Origin of the sequence: Streptomyces sp. DH12, from assembly GCF_020873895.1 — a bacterium.
GTDB lineage: Bacteria > Actinomycetota > Actinomycetes > Streptomycetales > Streptomycetaceae > Streptomyces.
On the sequence record NZ_JAHWGT010000011.1, the window covers coordinates 80,230 to 94,758 of the forward strand.

At 73.7% G+C, this 14,529-nt stretch carries 16 protein-coding genes and 1 pseudogene; 1 reads left to right on the forward strand and 16 read right to left on the reverse strand.

What is annotated here, in order from left to right; genetic code table 11:
* Positions 1 to 58: 58 nt before the first annotated feature.
* From whiG to LPA54_RS12575, 16 genes and pseudogenes are all read right to left on the reverse strand, one after another.
* Positions 59 to 895, reverse strand: a complete 837-nt coding sequence (whiG, locus tag LPA54_RS12500; protein ID WP_228976819.1) for an RNA polymerase sigma factor WhiG — start codon at positions 893 to 895, stop codon at positions 59 to 61.
* Positions 896 to 1,130: 235 nt separating this feature from the next.
* Entirely contained in the window at positions 1,131 to 2,288 is a 1,158-nt protein-coding gene (gene dprA, locus LPA54_RS12505; protein ID WP_228976997.1) for a DNA-processing protein DprA, read from the reverse strand.
* A 325-nt stretch (positions 2,289 to 2,613) separates the two neighbouring features.
* Positions 2,614 to 4,233, reverse strand: coding sequence for a YifB family Mg chelatase-like AAA ATPase (locus LPA54_RS12510; protein WP_228976821.1), 1,620 nt, complete (start codon positions 4,231 to 4,233; stop codon positions 2,614 to 2,616).
* A complete protein-coding gene (locus tag LPA54_RS12515) occupies positions 4,233 to 4,595 on the reverse strand; it encodes a YraN family protein (protein ID WP_228976822.1) in 363 nt (120 codons plus the stop codon). The genes LPA54_RS12510 and LPA54_RS12515 overlap by 1 nt, the downstream gene beginning before the upstream one ends.
* Before the next feature lie 106 nt (positions 4,596 to 4,701).
* Entirely contained in the window at positions 4,702 to 5,010 is a 309-nt protein-coding gene (locus tag LPA54_RS12520; protein WP_058945263.1) for a DUF2469 domain-containing protein, read from the reverse strand.
* Positions 5,011 to 5,053: 43 nt separating this feature from the next.
* On the reverse strand, positions 5,054 to 5,545 hold the full coding sequence (locus LPA54_RS12525; RefSeq protein ID WP_308112838.1) for an NUDIX hydrolase: 492 nt from the start codon (positions 5,543 to 5,545) through the stop codon (positions 5,054 to 5,056).
* Between the two features lie 85 nt (positions 5,546 to 5,630).
* The gene (lepB, locus tag LPA54_RS12530; protein ID WP_228976824.1) at positions 5,631 to 6,437 is read right to left on the reverse strand and encodes a signal peptidase I; all 807 of its coding nucleotides are present in this window, start codon (positions 6,435 to 6,437) and stop codon (positions 5,631 to 5,633) included.
* A 247-nt stretch (positions 6,438 to 6,684) separates the two neighbouring features.
* Positions 6,685 to 7,800, reverse strand: coding sequence for a signal peptidase I (gene lepB, locus LPA54_RS12535; RefSeq protein ID WP_228976827.1), 1,116 nt, complete (start codon positions 7,798 to 7,800; stop codon positions 6,685 to 6,687).
* Positions 7,757 to 8,768: pseudogene (lepB, locus tag LPA54_RS12540) on the reverse strand (signal peptidase I); the annotation flags it as partial. The pseudogene lepB (LPA54_RS12540) and the gene lepB (LPA54_RS12535), both read right to left, overlap by 44 nt.
* Positions 8,761 to 9,513, reverse strand: a complete 753-nt coding sequence (gene lepB, locus LPA54_RS12545; RefSeq protein WP_228976829.1) for a signal peptidase I — start codon at positions 9,511 to 9,513, stop codon at positions 8,761 to 8,763. The pseudogene lepB (LPA54_RS12540) and the gene lepB (LPA54_RS12545), both read right to left, overlap by 8 nt.
* A gap of 69 nt (positions 9,514 to 9,582) precedes the next feature.
* Positions 9,583 to 9,933 (reverse strand): 50S ribosomal protein L19, encoded by a 351-nt coding sequence (gene rplS / locus LPA54_RS12550; protein WP_228976831.1) that lies wholly within the window; start codon positions 9,931 to 9,933, stop codon positions 9,583 to 9,585.
* Between the two features lie 129 nt (positions 9,934 to 10,062).
* The gene (trmD, locus tag LPA54_RS12555) at positions 10,063 to 10,884 is read right to left on the reverse strand and encodes a tRNA (guanosine(37)-N1)-methyltransferase TrmD (RefSeq protein WP_228976833.1); all 822 of its coding nucleotides are present in this window, start codon (positions 10,882 to 10,884) and stop codon (positions 10,063 to 10,065) included.
* Complete coding sequence (gene rimM / locus LPA54_RS12560; protein WP_228976835.1) at positions 10,884 to 11,513, reverse strand: ribosome maturation factor RimM; 630 nt, start codon at positions 11,511 to 11,513, stop codon at positions 10,884 to 10,886. The genes trmD and rimM overlap by 1 nt, the downstream gene beginning before the upstream one ends.
* Positions 11,514 to 11,595: 82 nt before the next feature.
* Positions 11,596 to 11,835 (reverse strand): RNA-binding protein, encoded by a 240-nt coding sequence (locus tag LPA54_RS12565; RefSeq protein ID WP_003980229.1) that lies wholly within the window; start codon positions 11,833 to 11,835, stop codon positions 11,596 to 11,598.
* 2 nt (positions 11,836 to 11,837) lie between these two features.
* On the reverse strand, positions 11,838 to 12,293 hold the full coding sequence (gene rpsP / locus LPA54_RS12570; protein WP_228976837.1) for a 30S ribosomal protein S16: 456 nt from the start codon (positions 12,291 to 12,293) through the stop codon (positions 11,838 to 11,840).
* A 184-nt stretch (positions 12,294 to 12,477) separates the two neighbouring features.
* Positions 12,478 to 13,071 carry a hypothetical protein gene (locus LPA54_RS12575; protein WP_228976838.1) on the reverse strand — a complete coding sequence of 198 codons (594 nt, stop codon included), beginning with the start codon at positions 13,069 to 13,071 and terminating at the stop codon, positions 12,478 to 12,480.
* 523 nt (positions 13,072 to 13,594) lie between these two features.
* On the opposite strand from LPA54_RS12575, the gene LPA54_RS12580 reads away from it, so the two are divergent.
* Entirely contained in the window at positions 13,595 to 14,467 is an 873-nt protein-coding gene (locus tag LPA54_RS12580; protein WP_228976841.1) for a methyltransferase domain-containing protein, read from the forward strand.
* Positions 14,468 to 14,529 lie beyond the last annotated feature (62 nt).

The window sequence follows — 14,529 nt, forward strand, 5'->3', positions numbered from 1 at the left end:
TCCTTGGCACGGCTCCAACTCTACGGCCGTCCGTTCGACGTCGGGGGGCTCTCCGCGGTCAACGTCCCAGATCCGCCAGCTTCGCCCGGAGCTGGAGCACGGACTTCGTGTGGATCTGGCTGACGCGGCTCTCGGTGACGCCGAGGACGTTGCCGATCTCGGCGAGGGTGAGTCCCTCGTAGTAGTAGAGCGTGACGACGGTCTTCTCCCGGTCGGGGAGGGTGTTGATGGCGCGGGCGAGGAGCCGGCGCAGCTCACGACCCTCGGCGACCTCGACGGGGTCGTCGGCGGCGGTGTCCTCCAGGGTGTCCATGAGGCTGAGCCGGTCGCCGCCCTCCCCTCCGACGTGGAGCAGTTCCTCCAGGGCGACCACGTTGGCGAGGGACAGCTGGCTGAAGACGCCGTGCAGTTCCTCGACGGGGATGCCCATCTCGGCGGCGACCTCCCCCTCGGAGGGGGTGCGCCGCAGCTGGGCCTCCAGGGTGGCGTAGGCGCGCTCGACGGCTCTGGCCTTCTGCCGTACCGAGCGGGGGATCCAGTCCAGGGCGCGCAGTTCGTCGATCATGGCCCCGCGGATCCGGGTGATCGCGTACGTCTCGAACTTGATCGACCGGTCGATGTCGAACTTCTCGATCGCGTCGATCAGTCCGAAGACCCCGGAGGAGACGAAGTCGGCCTGCTCGACGTTGGACGGCAGGCCGACGCTGACCCGGCCCGCGACGTACTTCACGAGGGGCGAGTAGTGCAGGATCAGCTGTTCCCGCAGCCGCTCGTCACCGGTGTCCTTGTACGACCGCCACAGCTCGTCCAGGGACGAGGGAGCGGCCGGCCGCACGCTGCTCCGGGCAGCGCGGGGCACCGCAGCGCGGTCGGACCCGGAGGTGTGCTGGGGCATGCGTCGCCTTGAGCCGTTCTGCCGTGGTGTGCGGGGGTGCGGGGGAGGTGGTAGCGGTGAGCGTAGCGTGACTGGGCCGTTGCGGTGAGCGAAGGCGGGGGGTTCGACCGCAGGCGGGAACGCACCCTCGGCCGCATCTTCGAACGGGGGCGGCTGACCGCCCGCCGGCCCTTCCGCCGTCTCCGGTGGGACGAAGCTGGTCATCGGGCTCACCTTTTCACCCGAATGCTCCAGGTCAAGGACCGCCTCGCCGGGTGTTCGGGGGGTGTCGGGCGAGGTCGGTCAACCGCCATGCGTCACCGTGCCGTTCGGCGTGGCCGAGGGAGTGGAGTTCGTACAGCCTGCCGAGAACGTCGTCAACGCTCGTCCCGGCGGTCGCCGCCAGGTCGGTGGCACTGGCGGTCCGGCCGGGCGAGGGGAGGGCGTCGAGTACGCGGGCGGTGACCGGGTCGAGGAGGTCGCGGGGGACGACGGGGCCGCGGCGGGCGGGAGCGAGTTCGCCGATGTCGCCGACGAGTTCGGCGATGTCGTCGGCGTCGGTGACGAGGACGGCGCCGCCGCGGAGCAGTTCGTGGACGCCGCCGGAGAGGCCGCTGGTGGCGGGGCCCGGCACGCCCATGGTGTGGCGACCGAGGCGCTGGGCGTCGCGCGCGGTGGCGAGCGCGCCGCTGCGGTAGGCGGCCTCCACGACGACGGTGCCGCGCGTGAGGGCGGCGATGACGCGGTTGCGCAGCAGGAACCGCGCCGGGGTGGGGTGGTCGCCAGGTGGCAGTTCGCCCAGCAGCAGCCCTTGTTCGGCGATGCGGCCGATCAGCCCGGCGTGGCCGCGCGGGTAGGCGACATCGACGCCGCAGGCGAGGACGGCGACGGTGGCGCCCTGCGCGCCGAGGGCGCCGCGGTGCGCGGCGCCGTCGATGCCGAAGGCGGCGCCGGAGACGACCACCCAGCCCCGCTCGGCGAGGCCCGCGCCGAGGGTGGCGGCCATGTGCGCCCCGTACGGCGTGCAGCCGCGGGCGCCGACCACGGCGACGGACCGCAGCGCCCAGCGGCGCAGGTCGGGGCCTCCGCGCAGCCACAGGCCCACGGGCCTGGCGTCGCCGAGGTCGTCGAGCTGGCTCGGCCACTCCGGGTCGCCGGGTACGACGAAGCGCCCGCCGATGCGCCCGATGTCGTCCAGGTCCTGGTGCGGTCGCACTCGGGCCGCGCGGGCCAGGTAGCCCTGGATCCGCCGCTCGCGGGCGCCGGTGAGCGCCCCTGCCCGGTACGGCTCCGCGGTCAGCCGTCGCAGCAGTTCCACGGCGCCCAGTTCCCGCAGCCACCGGCCGCCGTGTTCGTCTCCGGGCTCGACCACCCGGCACAGCGCGGCTCGGGCGAGCCGTTCGTCGTCCACCACCGTCACTTCCCCACCCCCGTGCACATGTGTTCCACCTGTCCGTCCGTCCACAGCCGCTCCGCCACGGCGCTCCACGGCCAGCCCCTCCGCTCACGCCCGCCGCCGCACCGATCGGCGACCCCGCGCACGCCGGTCGCACCGATCGACGGTCGCCCGCGTTCGCCCTGCGGGGTGCGGCCGTCCGCACGTCCTTCGGGCCGCCACCCCGCTCCGCGCCCCTCTCCCGCCCGCTCCCCCGGGCCCGCCGAGCACACCGCCCGCCGTCGCCCCCGGAGGGCCGCCCGCCGCCATCTGCGGGGACCCGTGCGGCGTGCGGGCAACGCGTTCACCGTCGACAGCCGCGGCCCTGGGCCGCCCCCACGGGGACGCCTCGGGAGATGCCCGTGCGCAGCTCCAGGGCGAGGTTGACGTCGTTCGTCTCGGGGCGGGAGCGGCCCGCCAGGTCGGCGAGGGTCCAGGCGACGCGCAGGACCCGGTCCAGGCCGCGGGCGGTGAGCAGGCCGTGCTCGATGTCGCGTTCCGCCGCGGCCAGCGCGCCGGGGGCGGGGTGCCACCGGGTGCGCAGTTCGTGGCCGGGCACGTCGGCGTTCCGGGTCCACGGGGTGCCGGCCAGGCGGGCGGCGGTACGGGCCCGTGCGGCGTGCACGCGGGCGGCGACGGCGGCGGTCGACTCGCCGTCCGCCGCCAGCAGGTCGGCGCGGCTGACCGGCTCCGCCTCGACCCGTAGGTCGACCCGGTCCAGGAGGGGCCCGGACAGGCGGGCCTGGTAGCGGCGGATGACCGACGAGGGGCACTCGCAGCTGTCGCCGTGCGCGCTGTGCCGTCCGCAGGGGCAGGGGTTCGCGGCGAGGACCATGAGGAACCGCGCCGGCAGCCGGACCACGCCCGCCGCACGGGCGATCACCACGTGGCCGGACTCCAGCGGCTGCCGCAGCGCGTCCAGGGCTCGGCCGGAGAACTCAGGCGCCTCGTCGAGGAAGAGGACTCCGCGGTGGGCGAGGGAGACGGCGCCGGGCCGTGGCACCCCGTTGCCGCCGCCGACGAGCGACTGCATCGTCGCCGAGTGGTGCGGGGCGCAGTAGGGGGCCCTGCTGACGAGGGGCTTGCCCGGGGGCAGGATGCCCGCGACGGAGTGGACGGCGGTCACCTCCAGCGACTCGGGCGGGGTGAGCGGCGGCAGCAGGCCGGGCATCCGCTCGGCGAGCATGGTCTTGCCCGCGCCGGGCGGGCCGGAGAGCAGCAGGTGGTGGCCGCCCGCGGCGGCGACCTCCAGGGCCAGCCGGGCGGCGCGCTGCCCGGCGACATCCGCCAGGTCCGGGCTGTCGCCGGGGTCCGACGCCAGACCGGTGCCGAGACCGGCGCCGGGGACGACGAGGCCCGCCAGCATGGGATCGGGCCTGCCGGCCTCCGTGGGCTCCTCCTCGGGCACGGGGCCGTCGGTGAGGACGGCGAGGAGCTGGCGCAGGCTGCGCACGCCGAGGACGGACACCCCGGGCACCAGGGATGCCTCGCCGGCGTTCTGTTCGGGGACGACGACCTGGTCGTACCCGGCTTCGGCGGCCGCGAGCACCGCGGGCAGGACGCCGCGCACCGGGCGGACCCGTCCGTCGAGGCCGAGTTCCCCGATGAGGACGAGGTCGGCGATGGCGCGCGGGTCGACCAGCTCGGCGGCGCCCAGCACGGCGCTGGCGACGGCGAGGTCGAAGCTCGAACCGGCTTTCGGTACCGAGGCGGGGCTGAGCCCGACCGTGAGCTTCTTCTGCGGCCACTCGGCGCCGGAGTTGACGATGGCGGCGCGGACCCGGTCGCGGCTCTCGGAGAGGCTCTTGTCCGGCAGGCCGACGAGCGTGAACGCCGCGACCCCGGGCTCCAGGTCCGCCTGGACCTCCACCACCACCCCGTCGACGCCGACCAGCGCCACCGAGCACGAGCGTGCGAACCCCATCAGGCCGCCCCCCGCACGTGCTCCACCACGGGGGCGCCGCGCCGGGGCAGCACCACCCCGACCAGGTCGATGCGGACGCCGCCCGGGGGTGGTCCGCCGTGCCGTTCGAGCCAGCATCCGGCGAGTCTGCGCAGCCGCTCCGCCTTGGCGGGCGTGAGAGCCGCCAGCGGGTGCTGGAACCGGCCCGCCCTGCGCGTCTTCACCTCGCACAGCACGACGGCGTCGCCGTCGCGGGCGACGATGTCGATCTCGCCGCCCCGTCCGCACCGCCAGTTCACGGCGAGCACGGCCATGCCGGCCTCGCCCAGCCGGCGTACCGCCAGCCGTTCCCCGTACCGTCCCAGAGCCCCCGTCGCGTTCATCGCGGCACCACCTCCGGCACCGACTGTGCCGCCTCGGGCGCTCAGTTGTGGATCTTGGTGGACAACGGGCCCGTTGTGGAGAAGCTCGTCACCCACACGGGTGGAATCAGTTGCCCGGGAGCTCCAGGTCCGTCTTGTTCAGCTCCTCGATGTTCACGTCCTTGAACGTGAGGACGCGGACCTGCTTGACGAACCGGGCCGGTCGGTACATGTCCCAGACCCAGGCGTCCGCCATCGACACCTCGAAGAAGACCTCGCCGTGCACGGAGTGCACCTGCATCTCGTAGTCGTTCGTGAGGTAGAAGCGTCGCTCCGTCTCGATGACGTATTTGAACAGCCCGACGACGTCGCGGTACTCCCGGTAGAGCTTCAGCTCCATCTCGGTTTCGTACTTCTCGAGGTCCTCGGCGCTCATGGCATGTTCCCCTTCAGCCGTGCGTGCCCCCATTGTGCGCCAGTCATCCGGACCCCCAGACGATTTCCGGGGACAGGACGACCGGCTCCGTCGGCGGGCCGTCGACGAGCAGCGTGCGCAGCAGCTCGGCGAGTCGTGTCGGGTACACCGTCTCACGGGCCGCCGACAGTTCGGCGGACGTCCACCACCTCAGCCCCGCGACACTGCGCTTCTCCAGCTCGGTGAGGTCCGCGCCGAGAGCGACGGCCGTGTGCCGGGTCCGGGCGAGGTAGTACCACTCGTCCTGGTTCCAGCGGCGCCCGTCGAACGGGAAGGAGCAGAGCCGCCGCCACACCACGGGGCCGAGCTCGACGCCGGTGAGACCGGTCTCCTCCGCCAGTTCGCGCAGCGCGGCCAGCTCCGGGGTCTCCTCGCCCTCGACGCCGCCGCCCGGGGTGAACCACCAGGTCCGCGAGGGGTCGCCGGGCTCGAAGCCGTGCAGGAGCAGGACGCGGTTATCGGGGTCGAGCAGCACGACCCGGGCGACCCGGCGCACCTCCCCCGGCGGCAGCCCCGGCTCACCGGCACCGGTCCCTTCCGGCTCCCCCGGCGGGACCCCGGGTCCCCGCCCCGCCGCCCGGTCAGCCACGCGGCGCCGCCCCGCCCGAAGCCCCCGGCCCGGACCGCGGGCCCCGCACCGATCGGGACGCCGCCCCCGGACGGGACCGCGACCCGAGCCGGGCCAGCGGCCCGTACGCCGCTCCGCCCAGGATCAGCGCGGCACCGGCGACCACGGCCCAGCCCAGCTCCCGTACCGGACCGGGCTGCGACACGCCGCCGGGGAGCCCCGCGAAGACCTCCGGCCGCTCGACGACCGCCGCCCCGTCCCACGGCCACACGACGGCGTCCAGCCGCGCGCTGACCGCGCTGCGGGGCACCGAGCCGCGGCCTGGGTCCTGGAGGTGCACCCGGGAGTCCTGCGACGTGGCGCGCTGGTCGCCGAGGAGGAACAGGTGGCCGTCCGGCACGGTGGCGGAGAACGTCGACGGGGACGCCGCCTCGTCCGCGCCCCACCCCTGGGAGCGCACGTACGGCTCTTCGACGGGCTTGCCGTCGAGGGTGAGGCGGCCGCCGGGGTCGCAGCAGGCGACGGTGTCGCCGCCCACCCCGACCACCCGCTTGATCATCGGGAGGTCGCCCCAGGTGCTGTCCGTGAAGACGACGACATCGCCGCGCCGCACCTCGGCGCCGTCGATCCGGTGGGCCAGGACGCGGTCGCCGGCCGTGACGGTGGGGCTCATCGAGTCGGTGGGCACCGTGTAGGGCCGGTAGACGAGCGCCCCCCAGGCGAACGCGCCCAGGAAGAGCACACAGCCGACGGCCACGGCCAGCCCCGACAGCACGCTGCCGAGGCGGCCGCGGCCGCCCGTACGTATCGTTCCGCCCATCCCAGCGCTCCCCACTCCAGGAGATCGGTGCTCCGGGACGGCACCCTACCCGCGCCCGCTACCAGGCGGTACGCCTCGCGGCACGCGACCCCGGGCCCCGGCGGGCCCCCGGCCGAATGGACCCGATGCCCGAAACAGGCCCGGTCCGAACAGGCCCCGGTCCGACCAGGCCCCGGTCCGAGCGGACCTCCGCCCGAACGGACCGCGGCCCACGCGGACCTCGGGGTTCCCGCCGCTGTCCGCCCGCTCAGCCCCGGTCGCGCGCCGCGGCGGGCGCCCCGACCGGTGCCGTGCCGCGCGCGAGGGCGCGGCGGCGGTGCCACAGCACCAGCGGCACCGCTCCGGCGAGCCCCAGGGCACCCGGCCCCGCGACCGCCGCGGCGGCCGCGGCCGGGCCGGCCCGGTCGAAGGCGTCAGGCACCGGCAGGGTCGACCAGCGGCCGACCGGCCAGGCGACGACGACCGCGCGGCCGACGACCTCCTTCTCGGCGACCGTGCCGTTGCCGGGCAGCTCCTGGTGGTAGCGGGAGTCGAGCGAGTTCTGCCGGTTGTCGCCCATCACCCAGATGCGGTCCGCGGGGACCTTGACGGGACCGAAGGGCTCGTCGTCGCACGGCGTGGAGCCGGGGTACAGGTAGGCGCTCTCGTCGAGTTCCTTGCCGTTGAGGACGACCTTGCCGCCCTTCTTGCACTCGACGGTGTCGCCCCCGACCGCGATGACGCGCTTGATCAGGTCCTGCTTCTCGGAGGACGGCATCAGGCCGATGAAGCTGAGGAACCGCTGGAGCGGGTTCGGCTCGGGGGCGGGCTCGTTGAGCCAGCCGCCCGGGTCGTGGAAGACGACGACCTCGCCGCGCTCGGGCTCCGAGCCGAACCACGGCGTCAGCTTGTCGACCAGGACCCGGTCGCCGCGCTGCAGGGTGTTCATCATCGACTCGGACGGGATCGAGAACGCCTGGACGAGGAACGTCTTGATCAGGAGCGCCAGCAGCAGCGCGATACCGATCAGCAGCGGCAGCTCCTTCCAGAAGGAGCGCTGCTTGCGCGGCTGCTCGCCGCCGTCACCGCCGTCGGCGGCGTCCCCGCTCGTGCCGCTGCTCCCGCCGTCACCGGCCCGGTCGTCGTCCACCCTGTCGTCCTCGGCGTTCTCGGTGTTCTCGGCGCTGCGAGCGCTGCGCGCGGTGTCCGCGGTGTGCGCGCTCTGCGCGGTGCTCACGTTCCTGTCGTCTCCCGGGACGGCCGGGCCCGGGGTCACGCCCGCGGCGGGTGGTCCGCCCGGGCCGGGGACCGGGCCGGCGAACTGCTCGCGCCCCTTCTCCGGCTCCTCGCGCCCGGATCGCGCGCCGACCGCCAGATCCCCCACATCCACTCCTCAGTCCGTGCTTTCGCCCGCCCCCGAAGCAGGGGAAGGCCCACCACTCCCATAACGAGCGGGAGTTCCGCAGGGGTCGGGAGCCGCGGCGGTCCCGTGGGACGCCAAGGGGACACACTATGCGACGCGCCGAGCGCCGTCGCGGTCCCGGGCGGCGCGTCCGGGACCGCGGCGAACGCGTCGCCGTCTCCCAGCCGCCGCCAGTGCGAGAAGGGCCAGGCGATCACCATGGCACGCCCCACCACCTGCTCTTCCGCGACGGTGCCCTGGAACTCCTCGTCGAGGTGGAAGCGGGAGTCGGCGGAGTCGGTGCGGTGGTCGCCGAGGACGAACAGCCGCCCCTCGGGGACCCGGACGTCGAAGGTGATCGCCGAGGGCGCGTTCCCCGGATGGAGGTACGGCTCGGTCACCGGTACGCCGTTGACGGTCAGCCGCCCGTCGCGGTCGCAGCACTTGACGGTGTCCCCGCCGACCGCCACCACCCGCTTGATGAGGTCCTGTTCGTCCTCCGACGGGAGCAGGCCGATGAAGGTGAGCGCGCGCTTGACCTGGGCGACGACGACCGGGTCGTCGGCCGGCGGCGTCTGCTCGTCCCTGAGCCAGCCGCCGGGGTCGCGGAAGACGACGACGTCGCCGCGCTCCGGGCGGGAGCCGAACCAGGGCGTCAGCTTGTCGACGAGGACCCGGTCGTCGATCCGGATGGTCTGCTCCATGGAGCCGGACGGGATGACGAACGCCTGCACCAGGAACGTCTTCAGCACCAGCGCGATGAGCACGGCGACGGTGATGAGGAGGGGGATCTCCTTGAGCGCGGAACGGCGCCTGCGCCGCTTGACCCGTCGGGCGAGCCTGCGCCGCTCGGCCCGGCCCGGCAGCGGGCGGCGGCCGTCGGTGGGCCGCGACCCGGTGGGCAGCCGGGTGTCGGCGCGGTGCCCGGCGCGCCGGCCGCGGTTACCCATGGCCGCTCCCCGCGGCGGGCGGCCCCGGTACGCGCGCGAAGGCGTCCGTCGGTGCGACGGTCGACCAGCGTCCGGCGGGCCAGGCGATCCACCCGGCCCGGCCGATCACCATGTCGACCGGGACCATCCCGCCGCCGGGGGCGCCGAGGTGGTCGCGGGAGTCCCGGGAGTTGCTGCGGTGGTCGCCCATGACCCAGAGGCCGCCCTGCGGCACCACGATGTCGAACCGCACCTGGGAGGGGGCGTCACCGGGGTGCAGATACCCCTCCCGCACGGGTACGCCGTTCACCTCGATCCTGCCCTCCTTGTCGCAGCACACCACCCGGTCGCCCCCGACCCCGACGACGCGCTTGACGAAGTCGGTGTCGGCGGGCTCCGCCAGGCCCAGCGCCGCGGCGGCGCCGCGCACGAGCCCGGTGACGGGGTTCTCCTGCGGAACGGTACGGACGAAGGAGCCGGTTCCGTCGAAGACGACGACGTCCCCGCGCGCGGGGACGTCGCCGAAACGGTACGCCAGCTTGTCGACGAGCACCCGGTCGCCGACCTGGAGCGTGGGCTCCATGGATCCGCTGGGAATCTGGAACGGCTGGATGACGAAGTGGCTGAGGAGCAGCATGCCGAGGGCCCAGGTGAGGCCGATCAGGCCGGCCCTGCGCCGGGAAAGCGCGAAGCGCGACCTCCCCGTCGTCCGCCTGTCGGCGTCGTCGGGGAGGTCGCGCTCCGTGTGCTGTGCTTCGGTGTCCATCGGGGCCAGAGCCTAACCGGCGACCCTGTGGGACTCGTCCGAAGTGCGAGCCGCGAGGTGAGCCGGAGCTCAGTTGTCGCGCTTCTCCTTGATCTTCGCGGCCTTGCCGCGCAGCTCACGGAGGTAGTACAGCTTGGCGCGACGGACGTCACCGCGGGTGACGAGCTCGATCTTCTCGAAGATCGGGCTGTGCACCGGGAAGGTGCGCTCGACGCCGACGGAGAAGGAGACCTTGCGCACCGTGAAGGTCTCGGAGACGCCCGAGCCCTGGCGGCGGATGACGACGCCCTTGAACTGCTGGATACGGGAGCGGTTGCCCTCGATGACGCGGACGTGGACGTTCACGGTGTCACCGGGACGGAACGCCGGGACGTCGGACCGCAGGGACGCCGAGTTGACGACGTCGAGCACGTGGGACATGTTCGTCTGCTTCCTCGCTGATGCCACAGGTCATCAGCGGCATGTGGATGGTGATCGGGGAGCCGTCGTGCGGGGTGCGGCGTCGTGTCCCCCTGTGGCAGGGGCGCCGACCGGACGTACGGCAGCGGCCTATTCTTCCACGGCCGGGGGCCTGCGCCAAAATCGGCCACCGGGCTCGGGGGCCCAGCCGAGCATGGAGAGGATCTCGCGGTCCTTCTTGTCGAAGGCGGAGGGGTCGCACCGCTCGATGAGGTCGGGGCGGTGCAGGGCGGTGCGCCGGAACGCCTCGTCTCGCCGCCAGCGGGCGATCCGCCCGTGGTGGCCGCTGAGGAGGACGTCGGGGATGCCGCGGCCGCGCCAGACGGGCGGCTTGGTGTAGACCGGGCCCTCCAGCAGGTCGGCCATGGCGCCGGGGGCGAACGAGTCGTCCCGGTGGGACTCGGCGTTGCCGAGGACTCCCGGCAGGAGCCGGGCCACGGCCTCCGTGACGACGAGGACGGCGGCCTCCCCGCCGGCGAGGACGTAGTCGCCGATGGAGACCTCGTAGACGGGCATGCGGGTGGCGTACTCGTCGGTGACGCGCCGGTCGATGCCCTCGTACCGGGCGGGGGCGAAGATCAGCCACGGTCGCCGGGAGAGCTCGACGGCGACCTCCTGGGTGAACGGGCGGCCGCTGGGCGTCGGGACGACGAGTACGGGCCCGTGGTGCCCCGCCTCGTAGCCGTCGGCGGTGATCTCGTCGAGGGCGTCGCCCCAGGGCTCGGTCTTCATGACCATGCCGGGGCCACCGCCATAGGGGGTGTCGTCGACGGTGTTGTGCCGGTCGTACGTCCAGTCGCGCAGGTCGTGGACGTGGACGTCGAGCCGGCCGCTGGCGCGGGCCTTGCCGACGAGGGACACGTTCAGCGGGTCGAGGTACTCCGGGAAGATGGTGACGACGTCGAGCCGCATCAGCGACCGTCCTCCGCGCCGGGGCGCCGGCCGCCGTCGGGGTGGCCGTCGGAGTCCGGGTGACCGTCGGAGTCCGGGTGGCCGTCCTCGTCTTCCCCGCGGGCGGAGGCGATGACGGCGCGGTCGTCGACGAGGCCGGGCGGCGGGACGATGACGGCCCGCTGCGCCTCCAGGTCGACGTCGGTGACGATCTCCTCGACGAAGGGGATGAGCACCTCGGTGCCGTCGGGCCGCTCGACGACGAACAGGTCCTGGGACGGCAGGTGGCTGATCTCCGTGATCCGGCCGATCTCCGTGCCGTCGGCGAGGACCACGTCCAGGTCGACGAGCTGGTGGTCGTAGTACTCGTCCGGCTCCTCGGGGCGCTCGTCGGGGTCGACGTCCGCGATGAGCAGGGTGTTGCGCAGCGCCTCGGCGGCGTTCCGGTCGCGTACGCCCGCGAAGCGCAGGAGCAGCCGCCCGCTGTGCACCCGTCCGCTCTCGATGGTCAGGGGTCCGACGCCGGCCGGGTCGGTGGTGAGGACGGCACCCGGCCCGAGCCGCAGTTCCGGCTCGTCGGTGCGCACCTCGACGGTGACCTCGCCCTTGACTCCGTGAGCGCGGCCGATCCGCGCGACTACGAGCTGCACTTCCTTGACTCTCCTGTCGGACGACGACGGGCCGGGGCGGGCGGCTGCCCTCCCCGGCCCGTGCGCCGGTGTTCAACTTCGCTCAGCGAACCTGGTCCACGTCGACGAGGTCGACCCGGATACCACGGCCGCCGATGGCGCCCACGACCGTACGCAGCGCGCGGGCGGTGCGGCCGTTGCGGCCGATCACCTTGCCGAGGTCGTCCGGGTGGACCCGGACCTCCAGCACGCGCCCGCGACGCAGGGTGCGCGAGGCGACCTGCACGTCGTCGGGGTTGTCGACGATGCCCTTCACGAGGTGCTCGAGAGCCTCCTCGAGCATGCTCAGGCCTCGGGCGACTCTGCGGCCGTCGCCGCAGACTCAGTCTCGGCCTCGTCCGCCTTCTTGTCGGCCTTCTTGGCCTTGGGGGTGATGGCCTCACCCTTGTCGTCGTCGCCCGCGAGCGCCTTGGCGAAGTCGTCGAAGGAACGACGCTTGTCTTCCTTCGTCGCCGGGGCGAGCAGCGGCTTCTCGGGGGCCGGGAGGCCCTTGACCTTCTGCCAGTCGCCGGTGAGCTTCAGGATGGCGAGGACCGGCTCGGTCGGCTGGGCGCCGACGGACAGCCAGTACTGCGCACGCTCCGAGTCGACCTCGATGCGCGAGGGGTTCTGCACCGGGTGGTACAGGCCGATCTCCTCGATCGCACGGCCGTCACGGCGGGTGCGGGAGTCGGCGACGACGATGCGGTAGTGAGGCGAACGGATCTTGCCCAGACGCTTCAGCTTGATCTTGACTGCCACGGGTGTGGTGTCTCCTGGTCTTGACGTGAGTTGGGCACGACGACATGCCGCGTGGGGTTGCGGTACCCGAGTGCCCGATGGACGCGTCAGCCGTAGGAGAGAGGGGTCCTGTTCGACTGTCGAGTACAGCTAGCCATTGTGCCACACCCCGCGCGGCCCCCGTGCCCCCGGGCCTCCCGGCGGATCACCGGGCGGCGCCCACCGCTTCCGGGATCCGGAAGGGCTTGCCGCAGCCGCCGCAGACGATCGGCGCCTGGGCGAGGACGGAGGGGACGACCCGGACGTTGCGGCCGCAGTCGCACACCGCCTTGACCCGGACGCCACCGCCCGACGAGCCGTGCCTGGCGGCGGGCCCGCGGAAGGAGCGCTTGGTGTCGCCCGCGGTGGCCGCGGTGTGCGCCTTGAGGGCGCGCTGCAGCCGCTCGATCGTCTGCCGGTACCGGCGCTTCGCCTCGGGGCTGAGCGTGACCAGGGAGAAGCCGCTGCTCGGGTGCGGCTCCTCGGAGTGGTCCAGGCCCATCTCCTCGGCGATCGCCAGGAAGCGGCGGTTGTGGTACCGGCCGGCTCGCGAGGTGTCGCGGACACCCCGGGCGGCGGCGATGCCGTGGACTGCCTCATGCAGCAGTCGCTCGAAGGAGAGCTCGGCGCCGCAGGCGGACGACGACTCTCCGATCAGGGACTCGGGCGCAGCGAGATCGGGCAGTTCGGGGTGGTGCCGCTGAATGTCGGCCCACGCCTGTGCCAGTTCCGCGGCGAGGACAGGTGGTGTCGTGCTCACGTCGTGAACAACGAGCCGGGACGCCGTCGGGTTCCATTCCGGGGCATCCCAAATATTTTGCACGTACCCGTCAGTTGCCATTGATGTGTCCTCACGAGGGCCAGTGCGCTGATCTGCGGAGAAGCCACACAGCTCGCATCAAGGTGGTACGTAGCGGCGCCGTCCGCGGAGCTTCCCCCGCAGTGCGCGCCCCGGCGCTCGCACATGTCCGTGCGCCGGTCGTGCTCACCGTGCGGCGGCGAAGGCGCATCGCCGTGGGCGACAGTACCGCTACTGCGGGTACCGCGTGGCACCGACCCCGTTGCCATGGCGGGATTCGCGCGGCGGCCTCACTATGGGAGTGGTTCGTGCCGGCCCAGGGGGCGCACGACCGGGGCACGCAAGCATTGCGGCCCGACCCCCTGGACGCCGGGGCGGAAGCGGAGTTCCCTGGCTTACGGGACGTGCCGGCGCACGTACACGGGGGCTGTCCATCAGGGCAAGGACGCAGAGTTGAACCTCTCGGCTGATTGGGGCGCTTTCGATGACACCTATGCTCGTCCAGCACCACCCCCACCCGGCCTCGGCCCCTCCGGCCGCGGACGCGCCACGGCGCGCCCGTGACTGGGCGGAGATCCAGGAGCGGATGCTGGTACCGCTCTACGAAGCGGTGTACGAGCACCTGGAGGTCGGCACCGGGACACGGCTCCTCGGTCTCGGTTGCGGCTCGGGGCTCGCCCTGCTCATGGCCGCCACACGCGGGGCCCGGGTGACGGGTGTCGACACCGACCACGCGCGCGTGGACCTGGCCCGGGAGCGGCTCACGCCCGAGCCGCCCGGCCACGGACCGGGCCCGTACGGCGCCGGGCGCCCCGAGCCGAGGCTCCTGTACGGCTCCCCCGACGCCGCGGCGGACCCCGCGGGCACGGCGTACAACCTGGTCACGGCGTTGCAGCCGATCGGTTGCACCGCCGGCGACTCCGACGGGCTCGTCCCCTCCCTGGCCGCCGCCGTCCGGATGGCGGAGCGGGGCGGCGCCGTGGTCCTCACCGGTTGGGGCCCGCCCGAGCGGTGCGCCACGACGGCCGTGTTCCGGGTCGCGGGGCGGCTCACCGAGCGGCTGCGGGGCGGGGACGCCTGGCGGCCCGCCCTCCGCGACGACCTGGAGGAGGTGGCCGCGCGGGCCGGGCTGCGTCCGGACGGCTCCGGCCGCGTCTCCTGTCCGTTCGGGTACGCGGACACGGACAGCGCGGTGCGCGGGCTGCTCTCCACCGGCCTGTTCGACGCGGCCGTGCGGGCCGCGGACCAGGTGACCGTGGAGAAGGAGATCACGGAGGCCCTCCACTCGTACGTCCGTCCGGACGGCACGGTGTGGATGCCGAACGTCTTCCGGTACCTGGTGGCCAGGATCCCCTAGGCGCCCCCGGGTTCGCCGGAACGGTTCTGCCCGAGAAGGCGCACGGCATGAGCGAGGGGCAC

Bases quoted from the DNA above. Each gene is read 5' to 3' on its own strand.
- lepB (WP_228976829.1), bottom strand. From the start codon at position 9,513: ATGGACACCGAAGCACAGCACACGGAGCGCGACCTCCCCGACGACGCC.
- LPA54_RS12565 (WP_003980229.1), bottom strand. From the start codon at position 11,835: ATGCTCGAGGAGGCTCTCGAGCACCTCGTGAAGGGCATCGTCGACAAC.
- LPA54_RS12515 (WP_228976822.1), bottom strand. From the start codon at position 4,595: ATGAACGCGACGGGGGCTCTGGGACGGTACGGGGAACGGCTGGCGGTA.
- lepB (WP_228976824.1), bottom strand. From the start codon at position 6,437: ATGGGCGGAACGATACGTACGGGCGGCCGCGGCCGCCTCGGCAGCGTG.
- LPA54_RS12520 (WP_058945263.1), bottom strand. From the start codon at position 5,010: ATGAGCGCCGAGGACCTCGAGAAGTACGAAACCGAGATGGAGCTGAAG.
- LPA54_RS12510 (WP_228976821.1), bottom strand. From the start codon at position 4,233: ATGGGGTTCGCACGCTCGTGCTCGGTGGCGCTGGTCGGCGTCGACGGG.
- trmD (WP_228976833.1), bottom strand. From the start codon at position 10,884: ATGCGGCTCGACGTCGTCACCATCTTCCCGGAGTACCTCGACCCGCTG.
- whiG (WP_228976819.1), bottom strand. From the start codon at position 895: ATGCCCCAGCACACCTCCGGGTCCGACCGCGCTGCGGTGCCCCGCGCT.
- LPA54_RS12580 (WP_228976841.1), top strand. From the start codon at position 13,595: ATGACACCTATGCTCGTCCAGCACCACCCCCACCCGGCCTCGGCCCCT.
- rplS (WP_228976831.1), bottom strand. From the start codon at position 9,933: ATGTCCCACGTGCTCGACGTCGTCAACTCGGCGTCCCTGCGGTCCGAC.